The following is a 771-nucleotide window of genomic DNA, read 5'->3' as shown; positions in this document are numbered from 1 at the left end:
GTGTGCACCTGGGGCCGAATGGCTGCACGGTGTATGAAGAGCGACCGCTGATCTGCCGCTTGTTTGGTACCACCAAGACGCTGCCATGCCCGAACGAGCGGCGGCCGGTGGAGTTGATTCATCCACGGGTGGAGAAGCAGATTTTCGAGTACATGGCGGCGAATCGGCAGGTGTTGGTTTAGCCGTTGCGTTCAGTTCAGACCGAGTCGAGTTCTTCGCGAGCAGGCTCGCTCCCACAGGAGATTGCATTTCAAATGTGGGAGCGAGCCTGCTCGCGAAGGGGACGCCGACGATTTCAGTCCGGAATCGGCAGGCACAGGCTCTCTTTCACCTCTTCCATGACGATATAGCTCTTCGATTCACGCACATGCGGCAGCTTCAACAGAATGTCGCCGAGCAGTTTGCGATACGAGGCCATCTCGGAAATCCGCGCCTTCACCAGATAGTCGAAATCCCCTGACACCAAATGGCACTCCAGCACATGCGGCAGCTTCAGCACCGCGCGTCTGAATTCTTCGAATGTGTCGCCGGATTTGTAGTCGAGGCTGATCTCGACGAACACCAGCAGGCTACCCTTCAAATGCTGCGGATTGAGCCGGGCGTTGTAGCCCATGATGATCCCTTCGCGCTCCAGACGCCGCACGCGCTCGGTGCACGGCGTGGTCGAGAGGCCGACCTTTTCTCCGAGTTCGGTGAAGGAAATCCGCCCGTCCGCCTGCAGGATGCGCAAGATGTTGCGGTCGATCTTGTCCAGCTCACGTTTGGTCTGAG

General features: G+C 58.4%; 1 protein-coding gene and 1 pseudogene. One reads left to right on the top strand and one right to left on the bottom strand.

Annotated features, from left to right (window positions below):
* Positions 1–182, top strand: a pseudogene (locus D6877_RS06910) (YkgJ family cysteine cluster protein); the annotation flags it as partial.
* Between the two features lie 113 nt (positions 183–295).
* On the opposite strand, the gene D6877_RS06905 reads toward D6877_RS06910, so the two are convergent.
* Positions 296–771: Lrp/AsnC ligand binding domain-containing protein (locus D6877_RS06905; protein WP_130910302.1), on the bottom strand; the 476-nt coding region annotated here is incomplete at its 5' end.

The organism is Pseudomonas sp. Sample_9 (assembly GCF_004307535.1).
Lineage (GTDB): Bacteria > Pseudomonadota > Gammaproteobacteria > Pseudomonadales > Pseudomonadaceae > Aquipseudomonas > Aquipseudomonas mercuritolerans.
The sequence above is the reverse complement of the archived record's forward strand: the minus strand, read 5'-3'. Positions and strand labels throughout refer to the sequence as shown.